Here is a 23,428-nt window from a genome sequence, read left to right as displayed (position 1 = left end):
TAATTAAATTTGTTGTCTTCGAATGAAAGCAACATATAAAAAACACATACTCGATTTTAAAAGACCTAGTGGTACATCGAGAGGTGTATTAAAGCAAAAGGAAACTTGGTTTATTACTTTGCAAGAAGACGAGCGAATTGGAATAGGAGAGTGCGGGCTCTTAAAAGGATTAAGTATTGATGATGTCGCTAATTATGAACAAAAATTAGAATGGACCTGTAACAACATTTACTTAGGAAAGGAAGTTCTTTGGCAAGAATTAAAAGACTTTCCAAGTATTCAATTTGGTGTTGAACAAGCATTTTTATCTTTTTTAGCTGAAGGGAGCTTTAAATTATTTCCATCCGATTTTACAGAAGAAGAAAATCAAATTCCCATTAACGGTTTAGTATGGATGGGTGATTTTGAGTTTATGCATAGTCAAATTCAGCAAAAACTATCTGAAGGTTTTAAATGTATAAAGTTGAAGATTGGCGCTATCGATTTTAATCAAGAAATATCTTTATTAGAATCATTGCGAAAACATTACGCTTCAGATGTTTTGGAAATTAGAGTCGATGCAAATGGTGCGTTTTCTACTAATGAGGCATTGGAAAAATTAAATACGTTAGCTGAATTTGATTTGCATTCAATAGAACAACCAATTAAACAAGGGCAGTTTTCTGCTATGCAACAACTCTGTAGCGATACCCCTTTGCCAATTGCTTTAGATGAAGAGCTAATTGGAATTTCCGAAATATTAGAAAAAGAAGAATTATTACAGACAATTCGCCCGCAGTATATTATCTTAAAACCAAGTTTAATAGGTGGATTTAAAGGAAGTCAAGAATGGATAAATCTTGCAAATAAATATAATATTGGTTGGTGGGTTACGAGTGCTTTAGAAAGTAATATTGGACTTAATGCTATTGCGCAATGGACATACACTCTAAAAAATAAAATGCCACAAGGTTTAGGTACTGGTAGCCTGTATACCAATAATATTGAAAGTCCGTTAACTGTTGAAAATGGACATATCTTTTATAGTCAAACAAAAAAATGGAACATGAATCAAATTAATAATATATGTATATAGAGCAGGCGTATAAAGGTGTGCCAGAAAGTTGGCGTTATATTGTGGGCCTAGTTACTGTTTTTGCAATGTGGCAAGTAATAGGTGGGTTTCCGCTTTTAATTGCTGTATTGCTTAAATCAGATTCGATGAACGTATTGGCTGGGGGCGACATTACTGCTATTGCTAATATTCTAGGTTCCAATTCTTTCTTATTTTATATGCTTCTTTCCTTTGTAATAGGCCTTGTTAGTCTTTTTTTATACGTGAAATTTGTACATAAACAATCTATTACTAGCTTAACTACTTCTCGTAAAAAGATTGATTGGAGTAGAATATTCTTTGCATTTACCGTTTGGGGAATTGTTTCAGGGGGCTTTGTATTAATTGATGTTTATTTGGCTCCTGATGATTATATATGGAATTTTGATGCTGATAAATTTATTTTTTTAGCAGTAATTGCAATACTTATGATACCTATACAAACCAGTATGGAAGAATATTTTTTACGTGGGTATTTAATGCAAAGTTTAGGAATATTGGCGAAAAATAGATGGGTACCTTTAGTAGTAACTTCTGTTCTGTTTGGAGTAATGCACTTATTTAATCCAGAGGTTGAGAAGTTGGGATACGGTATAATGGTCTATTATATTGGTACCGGTTTTTTTCTAGGACTTTTAGTTTTAATGGATGAAGGACTTGAATTGGCATTAGGTTTTCATGCAGCGAATAATTTAATTACAGCATTATTAGTTACAGCAGACTGGACAGCCTTTCAGACGAATTCAATATATCGAGATGTTTCTGAACCTGCTTTAAGTTGGGACGTATTTGTTCCTGTACTAGTTATTTATCCGATTTTAATCTTTGTTTTTTCAAAGAAGTACGGTTGGTCTAATTGGAAAGAACGCCTTACCGGTAAAGTGTATTCTCAAGAAGAATTTTTAGCATTAGAACAAAACGATGCAGCAGTACAAAACCCTACATAAAGATTTTAGATTTAATGGATCTTCTTATTCAGTAGCGGAACTATTAGCGCTATCTGATAAGTATATTTCCGAAGGTAAAGAGTACCAGCAGGCTATAGGTACGTTTCTTAAAAATTGGCTTAATGACGATTCTTCTGTAAAAGTGAATACTTCCGGTTCAACTGGAAAGCCGAAACAGATTGTACTGCAGAAATCTAAAATGGTTAACTCTGCTTTTGCTACTGGTGTTTTTTTTCAATTGAAACCAAAGAATAAAGCTTTGATGTGTTTGTCTGCGGACTACATAGCTGGTAAAATGATGTTGGTTCGAGCAATGGTTTTAGGTTTGGAAATAGACTGTATTGAACCTAGTTCTAGTCCTTTAAGCGTGAATGAGAAACAATACGATTTTTGTGCAATGGTGCCATTACAAGTAGATAATTCTATATTAGGATTATCACATGTTAAAACTTTAATTATCGGCGGTGCTGCCATTTCAAATGCTATAAGAGATAAACTACAGCATACGGATTGTATTATTTATGCGACCTATGGTATGACGGAAACTATTACTCATGTGGCCGTGAAACAGCTAAATAATTTTGGTTTAAGTAAAAATAGCTCTAATTACCAGGCAATATCAAATGTAACTTTTACTATAGATGAGCGAAATTGTATTGTCATACATGCTCCTAAAATAACAGACGAGATAATTATTACAAACGATGTGGTAAATCTAATTTCGAAAACCGAGTTTATTTGGCTCGGCCGTTTTGATAACGTAATTAATTCGGGTGGTATAAAATTATTCCCTGAACAAATTGAAGCCAAATTGGAGAAATTAATATCAAATCGATTTTTTGTATCAGGATTATTGGATGATCAATTAGGTCAGAAATTAATTGTAGTAATTGAAGGGAACGCTGATTTAGAAAAACTTCGTGAAACTATAGAAATTTCTAGTTTGGACCTTTACATGAGACCAAAAGAAATCTTCTTACTTCCTAAATTTATAGAAACCAAAACTGGCAAAATTCAAAGAACGAATACTTTAGGTTTGATTTAAAGTAGTCTTTTTCTTATTTTAGACTAAACAGAATAAATAATAATGAAAAATATATTATTTACATTTTTAGTTGGTGTTTTAGTTTCAATGCCAATTTTTTCACAAGAAGTCGAAAATAGGATTACTGGAATTGTTACAGATTATGGCGAACCTTTGTCTAATGTTAACGTTGCGGTAAAAGGAAGCATCAATATCACGAAAACAAATGCTGATGGAAAATATGTTATAAATGCAAAACCTTTAGATGTTTTAATTTATACACATACGGGCATGCGTCCTGTAGAAATAATAGTTGAAGATATTACTAGTGTATTAAATATTCAGATGTCTCCTAAAGTAGAAAAGCTTAATGAGGTAGTGGTGAAAAGTATTAAAAAAACGCAAATTGATTTGAAGGGCGAATATGCATCCAATAAAAATATTATTAAAACTTCTCGTGGATTTGTAGATAAAAATAGAGCATCGTATTCTATGCGTGTAGTTGATGGTGCTGATTTAAATCCTGGGGCATCAGATTTACTTGCGGCTCTTAAAGGTAAATTTCCCGAAATCATTGTAAAAACTATAATTAATCCAATCTCTGGTATTCCAGAACAGGGAGTATTTTTACGTGGAAGTAATTTTTCAGTTGGTGATGCAAGGTCAGCAGCTTTTGAAGTAGATGGAAGCATTACCAATTCATCTCCGTTATTTTTACCCATTAGTTCTATTGATCGCGTTGCAATTGTAAAAGGTCGCTCTTTATTGGTTCAATATGGTCCTAAGGCCTTTGGAGGCTTAATAATAATAAATACTAAAGAGCGAAGTAATAGTTATGCAATAAAGAAAGATGCTAAACAGAAAGTTACTTCTAATGATGCTTTTGTTTCCAAATCAAATTTGGTTCAAGAAGCACCAAAATATCTTTTAAATATTAAAAATAGCAGTTCTCTGGAAGATGCCATACAGCGTTACCGCGAACAGAAAAAAGTTTATGGCTCAAATCCCTATTATTTTTTAGATGTTTATGAATACTTGACTACAAATGGAAAAGATAACACGTTAACGACTGAAGTATATAATGACTTAAAATTAATATCAGTGCAGAATGTTAATGTACTCAAAGCCTTAGCTTATTTTCAAGAGGAAAACGGCAAAATTACCGAGGCTTTAGAATCTTATAAGCAAATATTACGCTTACGTCCTAGATACGCTCAGTCTTATAGAGATTTGGCTAACGCTTATGGAAGATTAGGTGACAATAAAAAAGCCTTAAATATGTATCGTCGTTATGAAACGTTTCGGCAAATTGATACAATTACATCAACATTAAACCCTATAAATTCTATAATTAGAACAGAATCTAATCGGGTAGCAGTCGCACTCGGTGAAGAATTAAACCTTACGGAAAACATAAAATCAGATATTGAATTGGGGCAGACGAGATTGCTTTTTGAATGGAATAATAGCGAAGCTGAATTTGAAATTCAGTTTGTAAAACCAGATTTCGATTTCTTAACATGGACTCATAGTATTGAGGAGAATGCAGAAAGAATAAGAGAAGAAAAATTGGTTGGTTATTCTTCCGAACAGTTTTTAGTTGACAATAATGTGATAGGTAAATGGTATGTAAACCTTAAATATTTAGGAAATAAAGGCTACAATCCTACGTATTTAAAAACAACAGTTTCCAACAATTATGGTCTTCCAACACAACGTAATAATGTTGTTGTGTTAAAACTAATTGAAAAAAATATCAACCGAGAGATTTTCTCGTTTGTCAATCAACCTTCAAATAGCAATTAAACTTGTAATATTCCCATATTAAAAGGTTTTTCAATAGGAGCATGGTTTGCTGCTTCTATACCCATTGAAATCCATATTCGCGTGTCTAAGGGATCAATAACTCCATCTGTCCAGATTCTTGCAGCGGCATAATAAGGTGAAATTTGATTATCATATCGCGACTTTATTTTATCAAAAAGCTCCTTTTCTTTTTCAGGTGTAATTTCTTCACCTTTCTTTTTTAAGGATGCTGTCTCTATTTGTAGTAATACTTTTGCTGCGGAATTTCCACTCATAACTGCAAGCTCGGCACTTGGCCATGCTGCAATTAATCGCGGGTCGTAGGCTTTGCCACACATGGCATAATTACCTGCACCATAGCTATTGCCAATTACAATAGTAAATTTTGGAACAACAGAATTACTAACTGCATTCACCATTTTTGCACCATCTTTTATTATGCCACCATGTTCACTTTTACTACCAACCATAAAACCAGTAACATCTTGTAGAAATACAAGTGGAATTTTTTTCTGATTGCAGTTTGCTATAAAACGAGTTGCTTTATCAGCAGAGTCGGAATATATAACTCCTCCGAATTGCATTTCACCATTTTTGTTTTTTACTACCTTTCGTTGATTCGCAACTATACCTACTGCCCAACCTTCAATTCGAGCATAACCAGTAAGTATCGTTTTTCCATAACCTTCTTTATATTGTTCAAATTCGGAATCATCAACCAATCGTTTAATAATCTCAACCATATCATATTGCGCAGATCTAGATGCTGGCAATATTCCATAAATGTCTTCTGGATTCTCTTTCGGTTTTTTAGCTTTTGTCTTGCTATATCCGGCTTTGTCAAAATCACCAATTTTATCTACAATATTTTTTATGGTATCTAAAGCTGCTTTATCATCCTTAGCTTTATAATCAGTAACACCACTAATTTCACAATGGGTTGTAGCACCTCCAAGGGTTTCGTTATCAATATTTTCGCCAATAGCAGCCTTTACTAAATAACTACCTGCTAAGAAAATACTGCCCGTTTTATCTACAATTAAGGCCTCGTCACTCATAATAGGTAAGTACGCCCCACCTGCAACACAACTGCCCATTACAGCAGCGATTTGGGTTATACCCATGCTACTCATTACCGCGTTATTTCGGAAAATACGTCCAAAATGTTCCTTGTCTGGAAAAATTTCATCTTGTAATGGAAGGTAAACTCCTGCGCTATCCACTAAATAAATTATAGGTATGCGATTTTCTATAGCTATTTCTTGAGCACGAAGATTCTTTTTACCAGTAATTGGAAACCAAGCACCCGCTTTAACTGTGGCATCATTTGCAACAACTAAGCATTGTTTTCCGCTAATGTATCCCATTTTTATAACGGTACCGCCAGATGGGCACCCACCATGCTCTGCATACATTTCATCTCCGGCAAAAGCAGCAATTTCAATGCTACTTTTATTTGTATCTAAAAGATAATCAATACGTTCACGAGCTGTCATTTTACCTTTGGCACGTTGCTTTTCTAAACGGGCTTTACCACCCCCGAGTTTTACCTGTGCCAACCGTTTTTTAAGATCGGAAAGTAAAAGTTTATTATGATCTTCGTTTTTGTTGAAGTCGATATCCATGAACAATACTTTAAATATATTAGTAAAGATAAGGAGTTAAAATGATTACTTTTAAACCTAAAATTTTCAAAATGGGGAATAGTATTAGATGGGGAATTGCAGGCCCAGGGAAGATAGCTCATAAGTTTGCGCAAGATTTGCAATTGGTTGATGGGGGTAAATTAACTGCCGTGGGCTCTCGTAGCATTGAAAGAGCGAAATCTTTTGCAGCAGAATATGGAGCAGAACATACTTATGATAGTTATGAGGCTTTATTTAAAAGTGATGAAATTGATGTGGTTTATATTGCCACGTTGCATATTTCGCATGTCGAACTTTCGTTATTAGCGATTAAGAATGGTAAACATGTGCTTTGCGAAAAGCCAGCTAGTATTAATAAAAATGAATTAGTAGCAGTGGTGAATGCAGCCAAAGAAAAAGGTGTTTTTTATATGGAAGCGCTATGGAGTAGATTTAATCCTGCAATTAAAAAAGTTAAGGAACTCGTTGATTCAAATAAGATTGGTGAAGTAAATTACCTGAAGGCCGATTTTGCTTTTTACGGATTAGATAGGGCAGAGGAAGGCAGGATGTTAAATGCTAATTTGGCCGGTGGCTCTTTATTAGATATTGGTATCTATCCGATTTTTTTATCTTATTTAATTCTTGGTAAACCTCAGGAAGTTATAGCTAAGTCTAAATTTCATACTACAGGAGTAGAAATTCAAACTGCCATGATTTTTGACTATAAGAATGCACATGCTATTTTATATAGTGGTAATTCAACAAACTCAGAATGTAAAGCTGAAATTGCAGGGAGTAAAGGATCATTATTTTTACCCGGTAGGTGGCATGAGGCCCAGGGATACCAATTGGAGCAAGATGATAATTTAGTTACTACAAATTTACCAACTATTGGTAATGGATATACCTACGAAATAGACGAAGTACATAAATGTCTAAATAACGGAAAAATAGAAAGTGAGCTTTGGTCGCATCAAAATAGTTTGGATTTAATTGAAATATTAGACGACGTTCGAACGAAAGCGGGAATCACATTTCCTTTTGAACAATAATATTTCGCTTTTTGCACTAAAAAGTCTTTCTATTTTTGCGATATTTGATGTTCAACCAAAACGAAACAAATACTCAAGAATGAATAAGAATACAGTATTGGCCTGGGCCACATGGATAATGATTTTTGTCGGATTAGGTTTAATTGCGATGGGGGCTTTTCGCTATGCGGAGGTTTCTGGTTGGGGTTTTGCTGCTGTTGGTGTTGGTTTCTTTGCTATTGCATGGGTTTTCAATGCTTTAAAAGGAAGAGTTTAATATACCTATCCGGTAAATTATAAAACTAATTTTGCTGAATTAATTCTTATTTTTTTACTACTCTCTTTATAAAATATTGCTATGAGCGACGATAAAAAGGTTATTTTTTCAATGTCTGGGGTTACTAAAACCTTTAAAAGTGCAAATACACCTGTTCTTAAGAATATTTATCTCAGTTTTTTCTATGGTGCCAAAATTGGTATTCTTGGTTTAAATGGTTCTGGTAAATCGACCTTATTAAAGATAATTGCAGGCGTTGATAAAAATTTTCAAGGCGATGTTGTTTTTTCTCCAGGCTATAAAGTTGGTTATTTAGAGCAGGAACCAGACTTAGATGAAGAAAAGACAGTTTTAGAAATCGTAAAAGAAGGGGTTGCCGAAACAGTTGCTGTTTTGGATGAATACAATAAGATAAACGACATGTTTGGTTTACCTGAGGTCTATGAAGATGCAGATAAAATGCAAAAACTCATGGATAAGCAAGCGATACTTCAAGATAAGATAGATGCTTCAAATGCATGGGAATTAGATACGAAGCTTGAGATTGCTATGGATGCACTGCGTACGCCAGAAGCAGATAAGAAGATTGGTGTGTTATCTGGTGGTGAACGAAGAAGGGTCGCCTTATGCCGTTTGCTACTGCAAGAACCTGAAATTCTACTACTTGATGAACCTACAAACCACTTAGATGCTGAGTCTGTACACTGGTTAGAGCATCATTTAGCGAGTTATAAAGGAACTGTAATTGCAGTTACGCACGATAGATATTTCTTAGATAATGTTGCTGGTTGGATTCTAGAATTGGATAGAGGTGAAGGCATACCTTGGGAAGGTAATTACTCGAGTTGGTTGGATCAAAAATCGAAACGTTTGGCGCAAGAAAGCAAAACTGCATCCAAAAGGCAGAAAACACTTGAGCGAGAGCTTGACTGGGTGCGCCAGGGAGCAAAGGGGAGACAGACGAAACAAAAGGCTCGTTTGAAGAACTATGATAAACTGATGAGTCAAGATCAAAAACAACTCGATGAAAAGCTAGAAATATATATTCCTAATGGCCCTAGATTGGGGACTAATGTAATTGAAGCCAAAGGCGTTAGTAAGGCTTATGGTGATAAATTATTATATGAAAATCTTAATTTTAATTTACCACAAGCGGGTATTGTTGGAATAATAGGCCCAAATGGCGCAGGTAAAACAACGATTTTTAGAATGATTATGGGGGAGGAAACCCCAGATGCTGGTAGCTTTGAAGTAGGAGAAACGGCGAAAATCGCATATGTAGATCAGAGTCATTCTAATATTGATACCGATAAAACCATTTGGCAGAACTTTAGTGACGAACAAGATTTGGTAATGATGGGTGGTCGAGAAGTGAATTCACGTGCGTACTTAAGTAGGTTTAATTTTACGGGTAGTGAGCAAAATAAAAAGGTAAGCATGCTCTCTGGTGGCGAACGTAACCGATTGCATTTGGCAATGACTTTAAAAGAAGAAGGTAATGTTTTGCTGCTTGATGAGCCTACTAATGATTTGGATGTCAATACATTACGCGCACTGGAAGAAGGTTTAGAGAATTTTGCTGGTTGTGCAGTTGTTATTTCTCACGACAGATGGTTCTTAGATCGTGTTTGTACGCACATATTGGCTTTTGAAGGTGATTCTCAAGTATATTTCTTTGAAGGTTCTTTTTCCGATTACGAGGAAAATAGGAAGAAACGTTTAGGAGCTGATATTATGCCAAAACGTATTAAATATAAGAAGTTGATTCGGTAAAATGAAGTAATAAGTAGAAAGTAAGAAGTTCAAAGTTTAAAGCGAAAAGTACTATCTACTTATTACTACCAACTAATTTTAAAAATCATCTTTCGGGTACCAATCTAATTGTATCACTTTAATATCCGAATTTCCAGAATTCACTAAAGATTTAAACTTTTTCACATCACTTACATCAGGATTACCACGATAGTGATATGGATAGACTTGTTTAGGCTTGAATTCTAAAACTGTCTCTGCGGCACTTTCTTCTGTCATGGTATAAGGTAAGTTCATACAGATAAAAGCTTTATCGATATTCTCTAGAGCTCGCATTTCAGGTATATCTTCAGTATCACCAGAAAAATATATTCGCTCATTTCCTATATTTAATAAATAACCGTTACCACGACCTTTCTCATGGAATTTTAATGCTTCTTCACGTAAATTATACATGGGTATTGCTTCTACGTTTATACCGTAACGTTCTTTTGACTGTCCGTTGTCCAATATATCAAGTTGTGGTGTAAATTCCTTTGGTAGTTTATCTGCAACTGCTTTAGGCACTATTATTTTAGCTTTGGATGTATTAAGTCCTTGTAATGTTTCTACACTTAAATGATCCCCATGAATATCTGTAATCAATATAAGGTCTGGTTGTTTTTGCCCTTCAAATGCTTTCGCTCCCCCTACAGGATCTATGTATATGGTGATTTCTCCCCATTCTAAAACTGCAGTGGCATGTTCGATTGGGATTATTTTTATCTTAGAAGGCGGCGGGGGTGGAGGTGGAGGGTTTTCTAGCTCTCCATACACAGGTTTAGAATCTAAATCGGTTGAAGTATTCACCTTTTCCTTGCATCCAAATAGGACAAGACTAATAAATAGGATAGAAATATAATGCTTCATAATATTATAATTTAAGTTCCATTTTAATTTCACTTCTGGCATAATCAAGTTCGTTATCTATTATAACCTCTTGAAAGCCAATTTTTTTATAAATATGTTGTGCTACAGGTAATTTAACACTTGTATAGAGAATAATCTCATCCCAACCTTGTTGTTTTCCAAAATTTACTGCATAATCTAGTAGTACTTGTCCAATTTTTAAACCTTGATAGTTTTCATCAACAGCCATTTTCCCTAATTCATACGATTTATGGGTTAGTTTGATAAAACAAAAGCATCCGACGATTTCTTCATCATATTTGGCAAAAAATATATATCCTCCTTTTTTAATTATATTTTTTTCACAGGCTTCAAGTAGTTCTTTGTCCTTTTGTTCTACATAGAAATACTTCTCAATCCATACCAAGTTAAGGTCTCTGAAGTGGCTTTTGTACTGGGGTTCATACGATGTAATGGTAACTGTCGACATACTAGCTTGTTAGTACTTATAAAGATAAATGAACCTTATATATAAACAAATGGATGAATTAATAATTTTAACATCTAAAAAATCCAATATTAAAATTGTATCGTATATAGACTGATACAAACAAAATTTACAAATAGTAAAATTAATTTTTACATTATGACTGAAACAAAAAATAACAACGGATTAAAGGTTTTAGCAGGTTTGCTAGGGGTAGTTCTTTTAGGAGTTATCATTTATACTGTTAGTCTTTATCAAGACAAAAAGAAAACTACTGCTGTTTTAACTCAAGAGAAGCAATTAGTAGTTGAAGATTTAAATAGTTTGAAATCTGAGTATGACAAAGCTATTTTGGAAAGCAATGCTACCAATGAAGAATTGGTTACTGCAAGAGATAATATTGCAAAATATATCGATTCTGTAAAAAGCATGAAAGGTGATATCGCCTCTTTATCAAGATACAGAAGACAAGTTGGTGTTTTAAAAGCTGAAAGAGAGCAACTTTTAAAGCAAGTTGATTCACTTACAAAGTCGAATACTTTAATAGCTATGCAACGTGATAGTACGTATGTTGAGTTAGAAAAACAAACAGTTTTCAACGATTCTTTAGTAGTACAGAACACACAATTGGCTGATGTTGTTGAAAAAGGTTCTGCATTAAACTTATCTAAATTTAATGTTGATGCTGTAAAAGAAAGAGGTAGTGGAAAATTAACTTCTACATCTAGAGCTAAGCGTACAGATAAATTCAAAATTTGCTTTACAGTAGCTGATAATGTTATAGCTAATGCTGGTGATAGAGAGTTTTTCGTAGAAGTTCTTGATCCTCAGGGAAATGTACTTGGTGAAAGTTATTCTAAAACTAATGATTCTGGTGCTTCTGTAACTTACAGCAAAGGAACTAGTTTCTATTATGAGAATAAGTCACTTGATGTTTGTGATTATATCAACAAGCCATCTGGTGAATTTCAAAAAGGTAACTACATGGTGAATGTATATGACGATGGATTGAAGTTATTAGGTACATCAAAATTTACTTTAAAGTAATAAACGCACTAACCATTAATATAAAAAAGGGACAATCTTAATTGATTGTCCCTTTTCTTTTGTAGCTTTTTAGAATGGTTATTTAAGACCTCCAACCATATCTTCTGGTTTTACCCAATCGTCATAATCTTCCGCTGTTACATAACCTAGATTAACAGCTTCTACTTTTAATGTAGTTCCATTTTTATGAGCTGTATTAGCGATTTCTGCGGCTTTATAGTATCCTATTTTTGTGTTAAGTGCTGTAACTAGCATTAAAGAATTATTCAACAGTTCTTTAATAACTTCATTATTAGGTTCTATACCGGCAGCACAATTAATATCAAAGCTTACACACGCATCACCAATTAGTTGAGCAGATTGTAAAATATTAGCTGCCATCATTGGTTTAAATACATTTAACTCATAATGACCTTGCGTACCTCCCACAGAAACAGCTACGTCGTTGCCCATTACTTGTGCACAAACCATAGTCATAGCTTCACATTGTGTTGGGTTTACCTTGCCAGGCATTATAGAACTGCCAGGTTCATTGGCAGGAATGATTATTTCACCAATACCAGAACGTGGTCCGGATGCCATCATACGAATATCGTTGGCTATCTTATTTAGTGATACTGCCAATTGCTTAAGAGCACCATGACTCTCAACAATGGCATCATGTGCAGCTAAGGCTTCAAATTTGTTTTCTGCTGTTATAAACGGCAACTCCGTAAATTGAGCTATATGTTTAGCAACCAATACATCGTAGCCTTTAGGTGTGTTTAAACCCGTACCTACAGCAGTTCCACCTAATGCTAATTCACTTAAATGTGATAAAGTATTCTTTAACGCTTTTAAACCATGATCCAACTGCGATACATATCCTGAAAATTCTTGTCCTAAGGTTAGGGGAGTGGCATCCATTAAATGCGTACGACCAATTTTTACAACACTTTTAAATTCTTCTGATTTTTTAACTAATGTATTTCTAAGCTGTGTAACTCCAGGAATAGTGTTCTCAACAATCTTTTTATACGCAGCAATATGCATGCCTGTTGGAAATGTATCATTTGAAGACTGCGATTTATTTACATCGTCATTCGGCTGAATGGTCTTTTCGCCTTCACCAATAGTTTTCCCTGCAATTTCATGTGCACGATTGGCAATAACCTCATTTACATTCATATTACTTTGCGTACCGGATCCAGTTTGCCAAATAACTAAAGGAAATTGGTCGTCATGTTTTCCTTCTAAAATTTCATCACAAACTTTTGCTATTAAATCACGTTTTTCAATAGCTAAAACTCCCAATTCATGATTGGTGTAGGCAGCAGCCTTTTTTAAATATGCAAAACCATATACTACATCTAATGGCATCGATGCTGGAGCACCTATTTTGAAGTTATTTCGCGAACGTTCGGTTTGCGCACCCCAATACTTATCGGCGGGCACTTTTACCTCGCCCATGGTATCTTTTTCGATTCTGAAGCTCATTTCTAGTGTTTTTAGGTTAACAAAGGTACTGTATACAGCATTTATTTCCACCTACAGAAATTTATTTTCGTGTTTTTTTGATTTTGATTTGCAATTTTTATCCTTTTCAAACTATCTTTGTATTATAAATTAATAGCTCATGTTTGAATTTGACCAATATTTAGGTTTTATAATGTTTTTGACAATATTTACAATTGGCTTTTGGCTGATGCTTTTTTTGTTGATGTTTGTTGTGCCGTATTGGTTAGGGGGCAACCTTTTAGAAATGTGGAAAGAAAAACGTGAAGCCAAAAAGGCTAAACGACTAGAATAAAAAAAGGAGCCAATTGGCTCCTTTTTTAGATTCCTACTTTATTTTTGTTATCCTTCTTCGTCAAAATCGCCGCCATCATTACCACCGCCGCGATTTCCTTTACTTCGCTCTTTAGGTTGATTAAATCTATACATAAAACCTAAGGTTATTTGTCTTTGTCTAAATTGAAATTCACTTTCTGAAGTAAAGAATTCTGTTTCTGTAAATGACCTTCTTTTTCTAGTATTTAATAAATCACTTACATTCATTGATATCGTTCCATTATCATTTAAGATGTCCTTACTAAAAGCTAAGTTTAACGAGAGAATTCCTTTACTTTCGGTTTGTGCATTTTGTGATGGACCTCTATAAAATGCATTCGTTTGCCAATCAATTTTAGCAGGTAAAGATACTTTAGAACTAAATCGTGCAAACCAACTTGTATTTGTCGCACCATAGTCTACACCGTTAAATAAACCTTCTGATGAAAATTGGAAGAAGTTGAAACTAGAATTTAAACGCAACCATTTAGCAGGATTATATAGCATTCCTGCTTCCAAGCCTATTCTGTTATTAGTAGAAAGGTTAATTGGTATAGACCTAATTATTTCTATGCCGTCTGTAGTAGTTTGTCCAGTTTCTTCTTGTATTCTTTCAAACGAATTTGTTTCCTTCTGGTAGTAAATGGAAGAAGTTAAAGTTAATTTATCCCATCTTTTCAAATAACCTAAATCAAAAGCATTTGAAAAAGCTGGGTTTAAATCAGGATTACCTTGAAAGATATTAGTTCTACTGGATCTAGAAGGAAAAGGATTTACATACCGACCCCTAGGTCTATTTATTCTTCTATTATAGCCCAATGTTATGTTTTCATTTTCTGCAACTTCCAAAATCAAGTTTAATGTAGGAAACAATCCTAAATAATTCTTGTCAAAATTAACATCAACATCTACACCTAATTGTTCTTCTAATTCTCCAGTATCGAATTCAGATTCCAATTCTCCTTTTAATTGCGTGTTTTCTAACCTTAGCCCAAATAGAAAAGAAAACTTACCAAACTTATTGCCATATTGGGTGTACAGCGCATTTATATTCTCGGAATACGTAAATACATTGGTTAGGTTCTCATTTAAATCGTATTGCCCGGTTATTTGGTTTAATGAATCTAATCTATAGTCTGTAATATCCTCTTCGAATTTCCCTCTATAACCAATTTCAAATTGTGAGTCTTCCATTGGAAGGACATAATCGGCTTGTACTAAATATTCATTTTCAGCTTCAATTTCAAATACATTTTCAAGTACAATAAGGTTTTCGGCCGGCATTGTTTCATTCTCCTCAATGATAGAAAATTTATCTTCGTCTCCTCTAGAGTATTGAAGATCTACTGTTAATTTCTCTCCATCTTCATTTAAATCATTTACATAATTTAAAGAGAATTGGTAATTCTCATCATCTTCAGTCTCATTTTCTGTTCTAAACGTTAAGCTATTAAGTGAGCCGTCTATATATCTCTGATTTGTATTTTCAGTTAAATCATCGCCATCGGAGGTTCTATAAAAAATACTTCCAGTAATTGACGATTTGTCCGTAATAAAATACTCTAACCCTAAGTTGGTATTAAAACCTTTACGAAGCCTATTGTATTCTCTATCTTCATAAATTCTATCATAGCTTCCTGAAGTATATGTATTATCGAAAAAAGCATTTCCAGGCGCATCACGATAGCTATAACCAGTAGTGTTAAAAATATTGAATTTGTCAGTTCGCAAATTTGTATTAACGGAAATACCACTAGTAGTAGGGAAACCAATAGTCGTATTAACTGACCCATTAAAGCCTAGTGTTTTTTCTTTTTTTAAAATAATATTCAATATACCCGCTGTTCCCTCAGCATCATACCTAGCGGATGGACTTGTAATTACTTCTACCTTTTCAATTGAATCAGCGGGAAGTGCTCCAAGAGCATCGGTAGACCCAAAACCAGCTAACGCCGAAGGTTTGCCATTAATTAAAATCCTAACATTCTCGTTTCCTCGTAAACTAATAGCACCTTCTACATCCACATCAACAGAAGGTACATTATTTAATGCATCGGTAATAGTTGCACCGCTATTGGTTAAATCTTTACCTATGTTATAGATTTTTTTATCTAGACGTACCTCAACAGTTGTCTTTTCACCAACAACTTCAACACCTTCTAATTGCGCTACATCTAAGGAAAGCTTAACTGTGCCTAAATCTTTAGATTCTTTAAATGTTTGTTCGGGTAATTGGTATGTTTTATAAGAAATATACTCAATGCGAACATTATATTTTCCGGGTAATGTTTCAACATCGAATCTGCCATCAATATCCGTAATGCCGCCGGTAACTTTTTCTGGATTTCGGACACTTTGCAAGACCAAAGTGGCATATTCTAAAGGTAGTCCGTCTTCACTAGCAATAACGGTACCTGTAATGTGAATGGGTTTGGATCGCTGACCCTCTGGCCTTTGGGAATAAATAATTGAACTAAATAAAATTAAGGAGAGCGTCAGTATTTTTTTCATGCTAGTCTTTAGGTTTTTTCTTTCTTTTCTTTTTTCCTTCTTTTTTCTTTTCCTTTTTCGCCTTTGCTATACCTTTCTTCTGAAGTTCAACAAAAGCTTCATATTTTTCTTCTGATAAGCCCGCTTTTAATTCTTCGGTTTGTTGCGCGGTAATCTTTTCCATTGCCTCACGAACTTGATCAGGTTCTAATTCCAATATTTGTAGTTCAATTCTCTTTTGAATAAACTTTTTCAAAATTGAACTCATAACCGCGGCTTCAAATTCATTTAGTTCTAATGCTTCTGAAATTGCTGGCATTTCATCGTCAACTATTTGACCAGCAGTTTTAGGTTCTGGTGCCTTTGGCTCTGATGTTGCTTGAGGGATAGAATTACGTTGTCTTCCATAACCATAGCCTCCGCCGCCATATCCATATCCTCCATTACCATATCCGTATTGTGCCTGTAATTCGGCTCCGGATAAAAAAATTAGTATTGCTGCAAATAGAAACTTAATATTGATTTTCATAATCGCGAACTTTTGTTAGATTCTAAATTTATATGAAGGTTTAACCGAGTTTGGTTAAAACTTTGTTAAATGAAATTATGGGTTAAAATACAAATCTTATGCCAATTATATGATATTCAGAATGTTTTGTGGTGGCCTACCGATAACAGCCGTTTTTCCATTAACAACTATAGGTCTTTCGATCAATTTTGGGTTAGCCAACATTATATCAATAATTTCTTCATCGGTGTATTCATTGCCCTTATATTTCTCTTTCCATATAGCTTCACCTTTGCGGACTACATCTTGTGCATTAATTCCTAAAAGGCTGATTATTTTAGTGAGCTCTTTTTTTGTAGGAACCTCTTCTAAGTATTTTATAACTTCATAGTCTTTATTAGATTCTTCTAAAATGGCTAGTCCCTCCCGAGATTTACGACATCTAGGATTGTGGTATATTTTGATCATTGCCTTAAAATTTTAACATTTGGAATGTTTATTCTTCTTCTTTTTGTCCCATCATCATAAGAAAAGCTTTTAAAAAGCGATCTAAGTCTCCATCCATAACCGCATCTACATTGCCAGTTTCCTCACCTGTTCGTACATCTTTTACTAACTTATATGGGTGCATTACATAATTACGAATCTGTGAACCCCATTCAATCTTCATTTTAGAAGATTCTATCTCTTGTCGGGCTTCCATCTTTTTGCGTAATTCAATTTCATACAATTGAGATTTTAGCATTTTTAAGGCGGTAGCTCTATTGTCGTGTTGACTACGAGAATCCGAACATGAAATTTGAATACCAGTAGGCTTGTGAACCAATTGAACTTTGGTTTCTACCTTATTCACATTTTGGCCACCAGCACCACTAGAGCGTGCAGTAGTAATTTCAATATCCGCGGGATTCACATCAATTTCAATACTATCATCCACCAAAGGGTATACGTATACCGATGCAAATGAAGTGTGTCTTTTGGCATTACTATCAAAAGGTGAAATTCGGACAAGACGATGCACTCCATTTTCACCTTTCAACCAACCGAAGGAAAATTCTCCATCAATTTCTAAGGTTACCGTTTTAATCCCCGCTACATCTCCTTCCTGATAATTGAGCTCTTTAACTTTATAACCGTTTTTTTCTGCCCACATCATATACATTCTCATAAGCATAGCCGCCCAATCGCAACTTTCTGTGCCACCAGCACCAGCGGTAATTTGAAGCACAGCAGGTAATTCATCACCTTCTTCCGAAAGCATGTTTTTGAATTCTAGTTTTTCAATTAAATTCAGAGATTTTTCATATTGATTGATTACCTCTGCTTCTTTAATTTCACCTTCCTGAAAAAATTCAAGTAAAACTTCGAGGTCACCAACCATATTCATTCCCAAATTGTAATCGTCAACCCACTGCTTTTTAGATTGAATGAATTTCATATGGGCTTGGGCTTCTTGCGGATTATCCCAAAAATCTGGAGCAAGGGTTTTCTCCTGCTCGTTTTCTATTTCAATAAGTTTCGCATCGATGTCAAAGATACCTCCTTAACGCACCAAGGCGATCTTGAAGACCTTTAAAATGGTCTGTTGTGATTGTCATTTAATTATTTTTTGGCTAAAATAAGACTCTTTATTGTACTTGTAGAGAATTATTATTGTTGTTGACTTAAAACCTGAACGCTATGTTTGGTTTCATTAGTACCTGAAGTATTAAGTATGCCTTTAAGTGGGGCGCAATCTGTATAATCTTTGCCATGTGCCACTTTAATATGATTTGTGTTAGCTAGTAAATTATTAGTTGGGTCAAAACCTATCCATCCAATTTTAGGAATATAAGCTTCTGCCCAAGCATGCATTTGAGAATCGCCAAAAAAACCATTTCCTTGATGCAGATAGCCTGAAACATATCTTGTGGGAATACTGTTTTGTCTTGCTAAAGCACAAAACAAGTGCGTGAAATCTTGACAAACACCTTGTTGCTTAATTAGAATTTCTGATAATTTAGTGTTTACATCTGTTGCCTCTGACTTAAAAATAAGATGGTTAAATGTCCATTGATTTAGATTTTGAAGGTTGTCAAAAATAGATAGACTTTTATCAAAAACGAATAAATTCTGTTGTGTGGCCAGTAAATGCGTATACTTGGATTCTTTTAAAAAACGTTCATATTGGATTTTAAAATCTAACTCTAATAGATTCGCATACTGTTCTTCAACTTGATCATTCAAATTAAAATCATACGGATTTACTTCGCTTTTTATCAATTTGAATGAAGCTTCAAACGAGATTTTTTTAAATTTTATTTTTGGATTTAAGCGTATGGTTTTAAAACCATACCCATTAATAGAATACTCACTTATTGTATTAAGCGAATTTCTAAAATCTGTACTAATAAATTTTTGAGATCTATTGTTTTCGGGTATAATTAGAAACTGCCAATGAGCATCATTAACCCAGTTGGCGTAATTATTTTCAGCTTTGTAAACTATAGAATATTCTAGTGACATTATTTTTTTGAAAGGAATGCTAAGATAGCAGTTTATAAAGACTAATAACTAAAAAATTCCTTTTCCATTTTCTCACTTATTTCATTTAAGTTTTTCAAAATATTTTCTATAAAAGATTGTATGTTCTCTTCAATCTCCTCTATATATTTATATTCATATTCTGCTCTTACTTTTCCAATTAAAAATGCCGTGGTATTTTTATCATAAGCCCTGCTAGGGTCTAATATTTTAATATGACTGTATACCTGGTTCAAGCTATTCATTATTGACCTTGGACAATTAGGATTTAGAATTAAAAATTCTAGTGTAGAAATAGTTGTAGGTGTTTTTTTATAGTATCGACGCATCATGTCATAAGATTCGGCGCATTTTAATAAAGTTGTCCATTCGAAGCTATTGTTAACTTTATCACCATAGCTGCCTTGTGCGCATATGGCATCATTATACTTTGCATTTATTATTCGAATTATTTGAGTGGCACGTTCTATATTTACGCCCATCATAATTATTGCATAAATAGAATCGTGTAATAAAGTACCTCTAATTTTCCCTCTAAGAATTGCCGTCATTTCAGCAACATTGCTAGTAAAATCGTGTAGTCCGTTTTTAACAAATGAGTCGCTTGAATAATTTAAAACAAAATGATAGAATTTATTAATCGATTCATACAACTCTGTCGAAATTAAATCTCTTGCACTATTCGCATTTTCACGAGCGTGCCTAATATTATTTATAATTGAATAGGGAGAATCACAATCTAAGCCTATTTGGTAAAGAACTTCTTGCTCAACCAAAATTTTATTATCATCCAACTCCGGCGTTCCTACCATAAATAACATAGAACGAAGTACAAATTGTCGGTTTTGAGATTTTGTATTGGGCGCATCTAAAGATGAAAAATAATTCACATTAAGATAACGGGCAATGTGCTCTGAACGCTCTATATAACGACCCATCCAGAAAAGATTATTTGCTACTCTTGCAAGCATATATTTAGTTTTTCAAATTCAATTAATTGGTTCTATTAAAAAAATGTTTCTCTAACTTTATATTTGGAAATTTTTAGACATTAACTTTTTAATACCCATGTATCTTTAGATCCACCGCCTTGCGAGGAATTCACTATTAGATTTCCTTTTTGTAAAGCTACTCGAGTTAAGCCTCCCTTTAAAACAAATTCTTTCTCCTTACCGAGAATTGTAAAAGTTCTTAAATCGACATGTCGTTGCTCAAATGATTGACTTTCTTCGATATAAGTGGGATGAACAGATAATGACATTATTGGTTGTGCAACGTATTTTCGTGGTGATTCTGACACTTGTTTTTTTACAACTTCAATTTCTTCTTTTGTAAGCCTATTTCCTATAGAAATACCATATCCACCAGCCTCATCAACTGGCTTAATTACTAATTCATGAATATGTTCTAAAACATACTTTAATTCATCTGGTCTGCTACAATGGTAAGTATGCACATTATTAAGTATTGGTTCTTCATTTAAATAATACTTAATTATTTGTGGCATATAGGTGTAAACAGCTTTGTCGTCTGCCACACCTGTGCCAGGAGCATTGGCTAAAGTAACATTGCCCTTTTTATAGGCTGCAAATAGACCTGGGACACCAAGTGCAGAATCTGGGTTGAATTCCAATGGGTCTATAAAGGCATCATCTACTCGACGATAAATAATATCAACTTTTATAAGTCCTTTTATCGTTTTCATGTACACAAAATCATTTTCCACCACAAGATCACGGCCCTCTACCAATTCTACTCCCATAGTTTTAGCTAAATACGAATGTTCGTAAAAAGCTGAATTGTACATGCCAGGCGTTAAAACTACGGTGACAGGAATGTCAATTCCTTTGGGTTTCGCTGTTTCCAAGAGGTCTAAAAGATTTTCAGCATAATTGGTAACCGAGTATGTTTGATAATGATTAAAGACTCCAAATAGGGCTCGTTTTAATGCAGTTCTATTACTTATAACATAGCTTACTCCTGAAGGACACCTTATATTATCTTCTAAAACATAATACTTACCATCATTGTGTTTAATAATATCCGTACCAGAAATATGATTGTAAATACCACCTGGTGGATCAATACCAACCATTTGATCTAAATAATTATCAGAAGAAATAATTAGATCTAATGGCACTATACCTTCTTTAATTATATTCTTATTGTGGTAAATATCCCAAAGAAAAAGATTTAATGCTTTACTTCTTTGTATAGCACCTTTTTCAATTATTTCCCATTCATCTTGGGCAATTATTCGAGGAAATAAATCAAAGGGGAATATTTTTTCTTGCGTTTCTTTCTTACCATATACTTGAAAAGTAATACCCTGATTAAAAAAGGAAGATTTTGCTTTTGTATTTAAACTGACATAATCCTCTATTGAATGCTCTCCATAGAGTTCAAATAACTTTTTGTATACCTTTTTTATTTCCCCATGCTTTCTATAGATTTCATCATAAAGACTAGGGTTTCTTTCGTAAGAAGAAAAAATTTGATTTTCAACAGTGCCCATGCATTTTTATTTTTCTTTAAGGTAATGGTTTTTTGCTTTTTTTATGTTATTAATTCGCTAATAATGAATAGGTGATTTAACAATTCTAATAAAAATTAATGCTCATTTTTAACAAATATATTTTCAAATTCATATTTGAAATGGGTGAATGGGGCTTATTTCATTCTATTTGATTAAAATTGTTGAATAAATAGAAAACGTAAAAACTTTGGAAATAAACCTTATTAGTGATACGGTAACAAAGCCCTCTGCAGGCATGATTGAAGCTATGATGAAAGCGGAAGTTGGCGATGATGTTTTTAAAGCAGATCCTACTGTAAATGCTTTGGAAAAAAGGGTGGCCGAAATGTTTGGAAAGGAGTCAGCTCTGTTTTTTCCTTCTGGGACAATGACCAATCAAACAGCTATTAAATTACATACGAATCCTGCAGATCAATTAATCTGTGATAAGTTTGCCCATGTTTATAATTATGAAGGTGGAGGTATTAGTTTTAATAGCGGTGTTTCATGTAAACTGGTTGATGGGAATCGCGGAATGATGACAGCAACCCAGGTTGAGGCAGCAATTAATCCGCCTGATTTTTATCACAGTCCGTTAACCTCTTTGGTGTGTATTGAAAATACAACGAACAAAGGGGGAGGAGCGTGCTGGAATTTTGATGAATTAAAAAGGATTAAAGAAATATGTGATCAAAATGGATTAGCATATCATTTAGATGGTGCACGTTTATGGAATGCTTTGGTTGCTAAGAATGAAACACCTAAGCAGTATGGAGAACTTTTTGATACTATTAGTGTTTGCTTGAGTAAAGGTTTAGGTTGTCCGGTAGGTTCTGTTTTAGTTGGAAGTTCAGAATTGATTCATAAGGCACTGCGCGTACGTAAAATTCTAGGTGGAGGAATGCGTCAAGCCGGTTTTTTAGCTGCAGCTGGTCTTTATGCGCTTGACAATAATATTAATCGTTTAGCCAAAGATCATGGCAGGGCAAAAGAAATTGGTGATGTACTTAAAGATTTATCCTTTATTAAAAAGGTTGAGCCTATTGAAACTAACATCGTAATTTTTGAAATAAATAATAATTTGTTTCGTGAAGATCAGTTTCTAAATAAACTAAAGGCATTAAATATTCATATAATTGGTATGGGACAAGGAAAGTTACGAATGGTTACACATTTGGATTATACCCAAAAAATGCATGAAATATTACTCGAAACTTTAAACAATATGTAATTAAGATTTTAGCGAAGCCAGTACTATTTTTAGATTTTTAATTCCATTTTGCATACCTGCTTCTGAATTGTAGCATTGGCTTGTACCAATTAACCTGCCTGAATAATTCTTCAAGCCAAATAAAAATTCTCCGCTATTATTTGTTTTCCTTTCAAAAGTAAATTGTGTAATTTGATTATTGGTTAAATCATCTATTATAGATGTAACTTCTTCTTGTGTAGAAAATGCCTCGCTATTTAGTAGCGCTTCTTCGCTCTCAGCCTGAATTTTAAATGTATAACCAGCGTCCGTTTTATATAAAGCTATCATATTCTAAACGTTCTTTTAGTAAAAATACAATTTTTTAAAACTAATTACTCGTCTAATAAATTG

Annotated in this window: 22 protein-coding genes; 10 read left to right on the top strand and 12 right to left on the bottom strand. The window is 33.9% G+C overall.

Annotated elements, in window-relative coordinates; translation table 11 throughout:
* The first annotated feature begins 22 nt into the window (after positions 1–22).
* The 4 genes from UH7x_RS19275 to UH7x_RS19260 are packed head-to-tail and all read left to right on the top strand — an operon-like array spanning position 23 to position 4,870.
* Positions 23–1,075, top strand: coding sequence for an o-succinylbenzoate synthase (locus UH7x_RS19275; RefSeq protein ID WP_482361556.1), 1,053 nt, complete (start codon positions 23–25; stop codon positions 1,073–1,075).
* On the top strand, positions 1,066–2,040 hold the full coding sequence (locus tag UH7x_RS19270) for a CPBP family intramembrane glutamic endopeptidase (RefSeq protein ID WP_482361555.1): 975 nt from the start codon (positions 1,066–1,068) through the stop codon (positions 2,038–2,040). The genes UH7x_RS19275 and UH7x_RS19270 overlap by 10 nt, the downstream gene beginning before the upstream one ends.
* Entirely contained in the window at positions 2,015–3,085 is a 1,071-nt protein-coding gene (locus UH7x_RS19265) for an AMP-binding protein (RefSeq protein ID WP_482361554.1), read from the top strand. The genes UH7x_RS19270 and UH7x_RS19265 overlap by 26 nt, the downstream gene beginning before the upstream one ends.
* 42 nt (positions 3,086–3,127) lie before the next feature.
* A complete protein-coding gene (locus UH7x_RS19260; RefSeq protein ID WP_482361553.1) occupies positions 3,128–4,870 on the top strand; it encodes a carboxypeptidase-like regulatory domain-containing protein in 1,743 nt (580 codons plus the stop codon).
* On the opposite strand, the gene UH7x_RS19255 is transcribed toward UH7x_RS19260, so the two are convergent.
* Complete coding sequence (locus UH7x_RS19255; protein WP_482361552.1) at positions 4,867–6,495, bottom strand: acyl-CoA carboxylase subunit beta; 1,629 nt, start codon at positions 6,493–6,495, stop codon at positions 4,867–4,869. The genes UH7x_RS19260 and UH7x_RS19255 overlap by 4 nt on opposite strands.
* A gap of 71 nt (positions 6,496–6,566) precedes the next feature.
* Between UH7x_RS19255 and UH7x_RS19250 the strand changes: the two genes are divergently transcribed.
* From UH7x_RS19250 to ettA, 3 genes are all read left to right on the top strand, one after another.
* Positions 6,567–7,550, top strand: coding sequence for a Gfo/Idh/MocA family protein (locus UH7x_RS19250; protein ID WP_482361551.1), 984 nt, complete (start codon positions 6,567–6,569; stop codon positions 7,548–7,550).
* Between the two features lie 79 nt (positions 7,551–7,629).
* Positions 7,630–7,806 carry a CAL67264 family membrane protein gene (locus UH7x_RS19245; RefSeq protein ID WP_172976327.1) on the top strand — a complete coding sequence of 59 codons (177 nt, stop codon included), beginning with the start codon at positions 7,630–7,632 and terminating at the stop codon, positions 7,804–7,806.
* A gap of 81 nt (positions 7,807–7,887) precedes the next feature.
* Entirely contained in the window at positions 7,888–9,579 is a 1,692-nt protein-coding gene (gene ettA, locus UH7x_RS19240) for an energy-dependent translational throttle protein EttA (protein ID WP_482361550.1), read from the top strand.
* Positions 9,580–9,657: 78 nt separating this feature from the next.
* Here ettA and UH7x_RS19235 read toward each other — a convergent pair whose 3' ends face one another.
* Together UH7x_RS19235 and UH7x_RS19230 are read right to left on the bottom strand one after the other, a co-directional pair.
* Entirely contained in the window at positions 9,658–10,467 is an 810-nt protein-coding gene (locus tag UH7x_RS19235; RefSeq protein WP_482361549.1) for an MBL fold metallo-hydrolase, read from the bottom strand.
* A 4-nt stretch (positions 10,468–10,471) separates the two neighbouring features.
* Positions 10,472–10,936, bottom strand: coding sequence for a GNAT family N-acetyltransferase (locus UH7x_RS19230; RefSeq protein WP_482361548.1), 465 nt, complete (start codon positions 10,934–10,936; stop codon positions 10,472–10,474).
* A gap of 156 nt (positions 10,937–11,092) precedes the next feature.
* On the opposite strand from UH7x_RS19230, the gene UH7x_RS19225 reads away from it, so the two are divergent.
* Positions 11,093–11,980, top strand: coding sequence for a hypothetical protein (locus UH7x_RS19225; RefSeq protein WP_482361547.1), 888 nt, complete (start codon positions 11,093–11,095; stop codon positions 11,978–11,980).
* Between the two features lie 78 nt (positions 11,981–12,058).
* On the opposite strand, the gene fumC is transcribed toward UH7x_RS19225, so the two are convergent.
* Complete coding sequence (gene fumC / locus UH7x_RS19220) at positions 12,059–13,456, bottom strand: class II fumarate hydratase (RefSeq protein WP_482361546.1); 1,398 nt, start codon at positions 13,454–13,456, stop codon at positions 12,059–12,061.
* A gap of 139 nt (positions 13,457–13,595) precedes the next feature.
* On the opposite strand from fumC, the gene UH7x_RS19215 reads away from it, so the two are divergent.
* Positions 13,596–13,769 carry a hypothetical protein gene (locus UH7x_RS19215; RefSeq protein WP_172976326.1) on the top strand — a complete coding sequence of 58 codons (174 nt, stop codon included), beginning with the start codon at positions 13,596–13,598 and terminating at the stop codon, positions 13,767–13,769.
* A gap of 47 nt (positions 13,770–13,816) precedes the next feature.
* Here UH7x_RS19215 and UH7x_RS19210 read toward each other — a convergent pair whose 3' ends face one another.
* The 7 genes from UH7x_RS19210 to UH7x_RS19180 form a co-directional block, all read right to left on the bottom strand.
* Positions 13,817–16,300, bottom strand: a complete 2,484-nt coding sequence (locus UH7x_RS19210) for a TonB-dependent receptor (protein WP_482361545.1) — start codon at positions 16,298–16,300, stop codon at positions 13,817–13,819.
* A 1-nt stretch (position 16,301) separates the two neighbouring features.
* Entirely contained in the window at positions 16,302–16,808 is a 507-nt protein-coding gene (locus UH7x_RS19205) for a hypothetical protein (protein ID WP_482361544.1), read from the bottom strand.
* A gap of 105 nt (positions 16,809–16,913) precedes the next feature.
* Entirely contained in the window at positions 16,914–17,255 is a 342-nt protein-coding gene (arsC, locus tag UH7x_RS19200; RefSeq protein WP_482361543.1) for an arsenate reductase (glutaredoxin), read from the bottom strand.
* Positions 17,256–17,283: 28 nt separating this feature from the next.
* Positions 17,284–18,385, bottom strand: a protein-coding gene (gene prfB, locus UH7x_RS19195; protein WP_482361542.1) for a peptide chain release factor 2 whose coding sequence is annotated in 2 segments (ribosomal slippage) — positions 17,284–18,318 and positions 18,320–18,385 — 1,101 coding nt in all. Because the reading frame shifts where the segments join, the coding sequence is not laid out codon by codon here.
* Positions 18,386–18,437: 52 nt separating this feature from the next.
* Positions 18,438–19,292 (bottom strand): transglutaminase-like domain-containing protein, encoded by an 855-nt coding sequence (locus UH7x_RS19190; protein WP_482361541.1) that lies wholly within the window; start codon positions 19,290–19,292, stop codon positions 18,438–18,440.
* A 41-nt stretch (positions 19,293–19,333) separates the two neighbouring features.
* Positions 19,334–20,281, bottom strand: coding sequence for an alpha-E domain-containing protein (locus UH7x_RS19185; RefSeq protein WP_482361540.1), 948 nt, complete (start codon positions 20,279–20,281; stop codon positions 19,334–19,336).
* Positions 20,282–20,361: 80 nt separating this feature from the next.
* Positions 20,362–21,825 carry a circularly permuted type 2 ATP-grasp protein gene (locus tag UH7x_RS19180; RefSeq protein ID WP_482361539.1) on the bottom strand — a complete coding sequence of 488 codons (1,464 nt, stop codon included), beginning with the start codon at positions 21,823–21,825 and terminating at the stop codon, positions 20,362–20,364.
* Between the two features lie 208 nt (positions 21,826–22,033).
* Here UH7x_RS19180 and UH7x_RS19175 point away from each other — a divergent pair, with 208 nt between their 5' ends.
* The gene (locus UH7x_RS19175; protein WP_482361538.1) at positions 22,034–23,056 is read left to right on the top strand and encodes a threonine aldolase family protein; all 1,023 of its coding nucleotides are present in this window, start codon (positions 22,034–22,036) and stop codon (positions 23,054–23,056) included.
* On the opposite strand, the gene UH7x_RS19170 is transcribed toward UH7x_RS19175, so the two are convergent.
* Positions 23,057–23,365 carry a YegP family protein gene (locus UH7x_RS19170; protein WP_482361537.1) on the bottom strand — a complete coding sequence of 103 codons (309 nt, stop codon included), beginning with the start codon at positions 23,363–23,365 and terminating at the stop codon, positions 23,057–23,059.
* Between the last annotated feature and the right edge of the window lie 63 nt (positions 23,366–23,428).

The organism is Aurantibacter sp. UH7, assembly GCF_056839165.1.
This window is presented reverse-complemented; position numbering and strand designations above follow the sequence as displayed.